Source organism: Bartonella sp. MU70NMGDW (assembly GCF_042194085.1).
GTDB lineage: Bacteria > Pseudomonadota > Alphaproteobacteria > Rhizobiales > Rhizobiaceae > Bartonella > Bartonella grahamii.
This window is the reverse complement of the sequence record NZ_JBHIMK010000004.1, coordinates 43,676-52,042: the sequence shown is the minus strand read 5'-3', so window position 1 is coordinate 52,042 and position 8,367 is coordinate 43,676. Positions and strand designations below refer to the sequence as shown.

The window sequence follows — 8,367 nt, the reverse complement described above, 5'->3', positions numbered from 1 at the left end:
CTCATTTTTCCATTTAACACACGATAAGGTACCATTTAGGCACCATGAGAAGCTTTCCCCTTATATCATGATTTCAAAAGCCGCATGAGAAAAACAAAATAAGCCGTTTGGGTGTCTTAAGGTCAAGGATGCCGATAGGCGTAACCTTTAAAGGATTGCCTTAAGCTTAAGGACCAAGGCTTGTTAGTCCTCTCATTAAACGCGGGTCTAATGTTACGATTTTGGAGAGCGATTATTAAGAATTTGAGAGGCAAACAGCCTCTCATCTTGATTTATACACAAACGAATTGCACCCTATTTATTCAAAGAGCATAATTTCATACTCAGGAGGTGCTAAACGGAATAAAAGAGCGTCGTAACCCCACGCAGCAGACATGCAGCAAACAGAAAAAACGCCTTCACTAATTGCTAAGAGTAATGTGAGCGATATACCGGCTTCATCTGCCGTTGCTTCACGGTGTTCCAAGAGGTATCCGAAAAAAAATAAAAAGCACGCTAATCCACTCGCACCCGCAAAGAAGCTTAGTACGGCATGAACCAATCCACGCATGCGGAACAGGATAAGAAAAATTATGAAAGTAAACACTCCAAATATTACAGCGAATGTTCTACGCACCATATTGCACAATTTTCGCATCATAATTGCAGAAAAGCTCTGTTCTGCGTATCGATTTTTTCTTTTGATGCTTGTATTCTTAGAAGATATACTGTTATTTTTAGAAGATATACCGTCCACAACTCCCCCCGTTTTAAGCCAAGATGCTATGAAGTTATTCATTTTTAATTATATCATCACAAAATACAAGAAAAATTTATCCATTTTAACGAAAAAATAGGTGTTTTATTGAGGTGCAAATCTATTTTGTTAGCAAGAGTTATTCAATCCGTTCGTCAATAGAAAAACTACCCCCATTGAAGAGGAAGCTATCCTGACGCACAAAAACTTCATAAGCTGTATTCCAATCCGCTCAGAAATCGCAACTCTCCAATCTACCCGCTTTTCCACCTTTGAAACTGTAATAAAATGGATTCTGCTGATGACAAGTAATGATAACATGAAAAAGAAAAAATATCACAATATCAAACTCTTCAATAAAGTCTTAGCTTTATGATTTTCACTCAAAAAGCAAGTGCCTACCCATGAACGACACCATACTAAAGTGCTGTGCATTCACAAATTTCCTTTAAAGCACCATCTCCCCTTCCCGAAATCGCACCTCTTGCGCAATCTTATCTCTCGATAGCACCCATTAGAAACTTTTAAAAGGTCCAAGGAGAAAACTCTCTGAGAAAGCTTTCAAGCCTAAAACGCCCCCGCCATTTTTATCATGATGAGGGCACCCAAAAAACACGCAGAAGCATGCAAAATCTCCCCGCATTTAAAAACAGAGTTTGTGCTTCAAGCGCACGCTTTTTCTTGTTCTGTTGTCCATTGTCCCAAAGCCGCAAGATGATTCATCAAAGCTCGATGACTAAATGCCTTCTGTGCAACAGCAATATTCTCATCCTTTCCAGCCCATGCTTTTAAAGCAGCTGCTTGTAATGCTCGTCCATAAGAAAAGGTCAATTTCCAAGGAAATGCGCCCAAAGAATTCATAGCAGATAAATGCGCCGTTGCTTCCTTATCAGACTGTCCTCCAGAAAGAAAAGCAATTCCAGGAACAGCAGCAGGAACAGTCTGTTTAAGCACCTGGACGGTCTTTTCAGCAACTTCTTCGACAGAAGCCTTGCGCGCATCCTTACCATCAATCACCATATTGGGCTTTAAAATCATCCCCTCCAAAAGAACACGAGCTTCAAACAATTCTTTAAAGACGGTCTGTAAAACAGCTTTTGTCACCTCAAAGCAGCGTGTAATGGAATGCCCACACGATGGTCCATCCATCAACACTTCCGGCTCAACAATCGGCACAATATTGAACTCCTGACACAAGGCAGCATAGCGTGCAAGAGCTTGTGCGTTTTGTCTTATGGCTCCTCTTGTTGGCAAAGTGTGTTCATCAATAGCAATCACCGCACGCCATTTAGCAAAACGTGCTCCCAAAGCATAATAGTCTTTTAGCCGCTCACGAAGACCATCCAACCCTTCGGTAATTGTCTCTTGAGGAAAAGCGGCCAAAGGTTTTGCACCGGTATCAACTTTAATCCCTGGCAAAGCGCCTGAATCCCGAATAAGATCCGTCAACATTTTCCCAGTTGATGCTTTTTGCCGAATGGTTTCATCAAATAAAATAACCCCAGAGATGGCGTTTTCCATCGCTTCTTTTGTACTAAAAAGCATTTCACGATAAGCACGGCGCTTATCTTCATTGGATTCAACACCAATACTTTCAAAACGCTTTCCAATGGTCGCCGTACTTTCATCTGCCGCCAAAATACCTTTACCCGCATGCACCAAAGCAAGTGCAATATCTTCAAGCCGTTCATTCATAAAAAATTCCTCTTTATTTTGTCTTAATTTCTAAAAATGCGCAACACTATCAAAACACTCTACAAGACCGTATAGTTTTTCTTTAACCTTCCCTTCAAAGAAACCCCTTAAGCCTGCATAAGGGCAAGAATGCCAGGCAGAACCTTACCTTCCATCCATTCCAAAAAAGCCCCTCCAGCAGTCGAGAGATAAGTAAAATCATTGGCAACACCAGCATGATTAAGAGCAAAAACTGTATCGCCCCCTCCCGCAATTGAAACCAACTTTCCCGTCAAACTACGTTCTGCTGCATGGCGTGCAACGGCAATGGTTCCCTTATCAAAGGGAGACATCTCAAAAACACCAAGGGGTCCATTCCACACAAGAGTAGCAGCTTTATCTATCACAGTATTGATATGCGCAATAGAGCGTGTCCCAATATCCAATATCATGCCATCTTGTGGAATATCTTCAATGTCATAAAGACGATGCGGTGCATCTTTTTCAAAACGAAATCCAACGACAGCATCCACAGGGAGCAGAAGCGTACATTGACACTCTTGCGCTTTTTTAATAATTTTTTTTATCGTGTCCATCAGTGCATGTTCACACAGTGACTTACCAACAGACACACCTTGCGCTGCTAAAAAACTGTTAGCCATGCCCCCACCAATCACGAGATGATCAACCTTTTCCACCAAATGATTGAGCACAAAAAGCTTGCTGGAAACTTTCGCTCCTCCCACAAGGGCAACCACAGGACGTGCTGGATTGCCAAGTCCTTTTTCTAATGCCTGCATCTCACCTTGCAAAGAGCGCCCTGCATAAGAAGGCAACAAATGCGTTATTCCCTCCACCGAAGCATGGGCACGATGAGAAACTGAAAAAGCATCATTGACATAGAGATCCCCATTATGAGCCAAAGCTTCCGCAAAAGAACAATCATTCTTTTCTTCACCAGCATAAAAACGAACATTTTCAAGCAGTAAAATACCCCCATTTTGTAATGACTCAACCGCAACCTGCACCACCGAACCGATACAGTCAGGAGCAAAAGAAACAGGCTGATTAATGATCTTTTCCAGCACTTGCACAACAGGACGGAGTGAAAACTCTGGCTCTACCTTTCCTTTAGGGCGACCACAATGAGAAAGCAGAATAAGTTTAGCACCCCGCTTTTGCAGCTCAATGATTGTCTCTTTATGTCGCTCTAAGCGCGTCGTATCACAGACCTTGCCGTGTGCCATTGGCACATTAAAATCCACCCGCACAAGAACACGTTTTCCAGTGACATCAACATCATCAAGTGTACGAAACCCCATCACTGCTTCCTCTTCACTTTCCATTGTTTCAAATAAAAACGCATCCAACAACCCTGCCCACTTTTCTTTCCACTTATCCCCTCTTTGCTTTTACAAGAGATCCACGACAGCTTATCTCTCACCCTCTGCTTGAAAAGCCAAAGCTTCATCGTCAAATGTACAAAAGCCCACCATTGCTCTTAATCTTCATATCCCATTGTGGCAAACAAATTGTGGCAAACAAATGCATTCGCTCAACTTGATCTCTATTAAAGCTTGCCTTTTACTTCTAAGCAAGGGAGTTTACATCTCCTAATTTTCTAACGTTTTCTCAAAGGGTATCTCGTTCAGATCTTACTTTTTCAAAGTTTACTCTTTCATGCAGCTTTTAAAAGCACGTATTGACACGGTATTAAAACAAAACACATCATCAATTTTTCAATATTCTCTTCTCTCTAGCGTATGAGAACAACAGCCTCTATCTGTTTTTCTCAAAATTGTACAAAAATGAGACTTTTCCCTATAAAAAGAGGACCCTGAGGTCCTCTTATATTGTCTTAGCAAAAGCCACAGCCGTATCACTCATACGGTTAGAAAAGCCCCATTCATTATCATACCAAACCAGAACGCGACAGAGCTTACCATCAATCACTTTTGTTTGATCATTGTGGAAAATAGCTGAATGAGGATTATGATTAAAATCACAACTCACGAGTTTTTCTTCTGTAGTGTCCAAAATGCCCTTCAAAGGACCTTGTGCAGCAGCAGCAATAGCTGTATTAATTTCTTCAATTGTTGTGGAACGCTTAGCGATAAATGTCAAATCAACTACAGAAACATTAGGGGTCGGAACACGAATCGATACACCATCAAGCAATCCCTTTAATTCTGGTAAGACCAATCCCACAGCTTTTGCCGCTCCTGTTGAGGTAGGAATCATAGAAAGAGCTGCTGCACGTGCACGATAAAGGTCACGATGCATTGTATCCAACACAGGTTGATCACCCGTATAAGAATGGATTGTTGTCATGAAGCCCTTTTCAATACCCACCGTGTTGTGCAAAACTTGTGCTACAGGCGCCAAGCAATTGGTAGTACAAGAGGCGTTTGAAACAACACGATGCTCCTTGCTTAAAGAGAGATGATTAACCCCATAGACAACCGTAAGATCTGCTCCTTCAGAAGGCGCAGAAACAAGAACACGCTTTGCCCCCGCATCCAAATGAGCACTTGCTTTATCACGCGTAGTAAAAATGCCCGTACATTCTAAAGCAATATCGATATCCAAATCTTTCCAAGGCAATTGAGCAGGATCACGCTCTGCGCATACCTTTATTAAACCACCCCCCACATCAATGGCATCCCCTACCACCTTAACGGTCCCAGGAAAACGCCCATGAACTGAATCATAGCGCAATAAATGGGCATTTGTTTCCACCGATCCCAAATCATTAATTGCGACCACTTCAATATCTTGCCGTTCACTTTCCACAAGTGCACGTAAAATATTGCGACCAATACGACCAAACCCATTAATTGCAACACGAACTGTCATTTCACATGTTTCCTCATCAATTTTTTAAGCACAACATTTAAAACACAATAAATGGGTACCAATCCAAAATCATTAATTCCCACAATGTCAATATCTTGATCAATCACTCACTTATCCACAATAATGCACAAGATCATCCACAACACTAGACAGAATATGATGCCCTAAAACCACCCCATTCATGACAACACAAACTATCACTTTGTCTTTTCCTCTTTGATCTTTCCAAGCTCTTTTTCAACGGTAGCGACCACATTCTCACAAGTAATACCAAAATGCGCATAAAGGGCATCAATTGTTCCACTTTCCCCAAAGCCCTCCATACCAATAAACACACCATCACCGCCAATAAAACGATCCCACCCTTGGGCGACAGCAGCTTCAATGGCAATTTTAATCGGTGCCTCCCCAATGAGAGCACGCTGATAAGAGAGAGACTGTTGAGAAAAAAGTTCAAAACAAGGCACAGAAACCACACGCGTTGGGATGCCTTTTTCTTCTAACACCGTATGTGCCTCCACTGCAATTTGCAATTCTGAACCAGAAGCAAACAGCGTCACTTGTGCATCATCACTAGCTGTTAGGAATTCATAAGCACCGAGCATACAGAGATTTTCTTCTTCATACTCTTGACGCAAAAGCGGTAGATTTTGTCGACTCAAAGCCAAAGTAGAAGGCGTTTTGCGTGCTTTCAAAGCCAATTGCCAACACTCGACTGTCTCCATAGCATCAGCAGGTCGAAACACAAGATGATTAGGCATTGCGCGCAGGCAAGCCAAATGTTCCACGGGTTGATGGGTCGGACCATCCTCACCAAGACCAATAGAATCATGTGTCATGACATAAATCACCCGCAATCCCATAAGAGAAGAGAGCCGCATAGCAGGACGCATATAGTCAGAAAAGCATAAAAAGGTTCCCCCATAAGGAATAAAGCCGCCATAAAGGGCAAGACCATTCATCACGGCTCCCATTACATGTTCGCGAATTCCATAATGCAGATAACGCCCTGAAAAATCTTCAGCAGAGATACTTTTCATCTGGCTGCTTTTTGTATTATTAGATCCGGTTAGATCAGCCGAACCACCAATAGTTTCAGTAACGACTCCATTGATAACTTCAAGAGCCATTTCCGAAGCTTTACGCGTAGCAACAACAGGCCGCTCTTCAACCAGTTTCTGTTTATAAGTATCAATAGCGCCATCAAATCCACCCACGAGATCGCCCCGCATCAATCTTTCAAACTCCACACGCTCTGAGACAGGAAGATCAGCAAATTTTGCTTCCCACTTTTGGCGTTTTTTAGCAGCATTGAGACTAGCCAAGCGCCAATTATCGAGAATATCGGCTGGAATAATGAAAGGCTCAGCATCCCACCCTAAAGCGATACGGGTTTCAGTAATTTCTCGTGCGCCCAAAGGGGACCCATGAACTTTATTGGTACCCGCTTTATTTGGCGCTCCAAAACCAATTGTTGTTTTACAAGCAATCAAAGTTGGTTTATCGGAATTTTGTGCCGCCTCAATAGCCCGTGCAATTGCTGCTTGATCATGCCCATTGACTTTATGTGTCTCCCAACCAGAAGCTTTAAAACGCGCAATCTGATCAGTACTATCAGCAAGGGAAATCTCTCCATCAATGGAAATATTATTATCGTCCCACAACACAATAAGCTTATTGAGTTTCAAATGACCAGCAAGGGAAATCGCTTCTTGAGATATTCCTTCCATAAGGCATCCATCGCCCACCAACGCGTAAGTGTAATGATTGATGAGATCACCAAAACGGGTATTTTGCAAACGCTCCCCAAGAGCCATTCCCACGGCATTTGCCAACCCTTGTCCAAGTGGTCCAGTCGTTGTTTCGATTCCCGCCACATGCCCATATTCTGGATGCCCAGCAAGCTTTGCCCCTAATTGGCGAAAATTTTTGAGATCTTCAATGCCAATATCTTCATAACCAGAAAGATACAAGAGAGCATAAAGCAACATAGACCCATGCCCCGCCGATAACACAAAACGATCACGATTAGGCCAGCGAGGATTTTTAGGATCATGAGCAAGGAATTGTGTATAAAGGACTGTAGCAATGTCGGCTGCCCCCATTGGTAAGCCCGGATGACCAGAATTTGCTTTTTCAATCGCATCAATAGCAAGAAAACGGATAGCATTGGCCATCTGATTCTGTTGGTGGGTATTTGTCATGAATAATCGACCATTTCGTTAAATACGTTATTCTGTTGCTTTTTCCGTATTCTCTTAAAACTCTCAAGAAATACTATTTTTTAACCATTAGTGTGAGACTTCTTGCCACCACTTCAATAACATTAATAACATTCCCCTCACGCGTCCTGTATATCCATGTCATTTATGCCAATACGCGCAAAAAATCCAGCTTTTAATTTATATCCATCCCCTGCTTTGCTTGCTAAAATATCCTACATACTTAAAAATAAAATGCGCACAATACAAGAGTGAAAGTGATTCGTTTTTGCATAACACATTGATAAAGGATACAATTACCCAAAGGATAAAGGCAATGAACCAAGAGACTACAGTTCTACAAGATGCTTTAGAGCACCTAGAAAAGGCACTTAGAACTTTAGAGATCACCATAATAAACCGCAATGCCGTTATTGATAAAAATAACGAATGGGAAGAAGAAATCCAACGAATGAATGCTGACCGCAGCCATCTTGCCCAAGCGCTTGACAAAGCTGAAGCCCAAATTGAACGCTTAGAGTCCGTAAACAAAGAAGTTTCCAAACGTCTTATTAAAGCAATGGAAACAATTCGTGTTGTCATTGATAGATAAAGGTTTGAATGTATGGAAACTGTTTCCGTTACCATTGATGGTAAAGTTTATCGCATGGCTTGTGACAAAGGACAAGAACGTCGTCTTATTGCGCTTGCTGCTCAATTAGATCAATATATCACACATTTAAAGAACAATTTTGGTGAAATTGGCGACCATCGTTTATCGGTTATGGCTGGCATAATGATTATCGATGAAATGGAAGAAATAAAACGAGAAAATAAAAAATTACAAGAAGACTACAATGCTCTTTTACGACTCCACAACGAAAGAGACCGCACCATGGG

At 41.9% G+C, this 8,367-nt stretch carries 7 protein-coding genes; 2 read left to right on the top strand and 5 right to left on the bottom strand.

The window, feature by feature from the left end:
- Positions 1 to 298: 298 nt before the first annotated feature.
- From ACFIKE_RS00940 to tkt, 5 genes are all read right to left on the bottom strand, one after another.
- Complete coding sequence (locus ACFIKE_RS00940) at positions 299 to 466, bottom strand: hypothetical protein (protein ID WP_375626570.1); 168 nt, start codon at positions 464 to 466, stop codon at positions 299 to 301.
- Positions 467 to 1,399: 933 nt separating this feature from the next.
- The gene (locus ACFIKE_RS00935) at positions 1,400 to 2,431 is read right to left on the bottom strand and encodes a class I fructose-bisphosphate aldolase (protein ID WP_375648187.1); all 1,032 of its coding nucleotides are present in this window, start codon (positions 2,429 to 2,431) and stop codon (positions 1,400 to 1,402) included.
- 107 nt (positions 2,432 to 2,538) lie between these two features.
- Positions 2,539 to 3,732 carry a phosphoglycerate kinase gene (locus tag ACFIKE_RS00930; protein ID WP_375648190.1) on the bottom strand — a complete coding sequence of 398 codons (1,194 nt, stop codon included), beginning with the start codon at positions 3,730 to 3,732 and terminating at the stop codon, positions 2,539 to 2,541.
- A gap of 526 nt (positions 3,733 to 4,258) precedes the next feature.
- Entirely contained in the window at positions 4,259 to 5,266 is a 1,008-nt protein-coding gene (gene gap, locus ACFIKE_RS00925) for a type I glyceraldehyde-3-phosphate dehydrogenase (RefSeq protein ID WP_375626574.1), read from the bottom strand.
- A 197-nt stretch (positions 5,267 to 5,463) separates the two neighbouring features.
- Entirely contained in the window at positions 5,464 to 7,470 is a 2,007-nt protein-coding gene (tkt, locus tag ACFIKE_RS00920; RefSeq protein ID WP_375648186.1) for a transketolase, read from the bottom strand.
- Between the two features lie 334 nt (positions 7,471 to 7,804).
- Between tkt and ACFIKE_RS00915 the strand changes: the two genes are divergently transcribed.
- Together ACFIKE_RS00915 and ACFIKE_RS00910 are read left to right on the top strand one after the other, a co-directional pair.
- Positions 7,805 to 8,080, top strand: a complete 276-nt coding sequence (locus tag ACFIKE_RS00915) for a DUF4164 domain-containing protein (RefSeq protein ID WP_005774573.1) — start codon at positions 7,805 to 7,807, stop codon at positions 8,078 to 8,080.
- 12 nt (positions 8,081 to 8,092) lie between these two features.
- Positions 8,093 to 8,367 (top strand): cell division protein ZapA (locus ACFIKE_RS00910; RefSeq protein WP_375648185.1); only part of this gene is annotated, 275 nt, incomplete at its 3' end.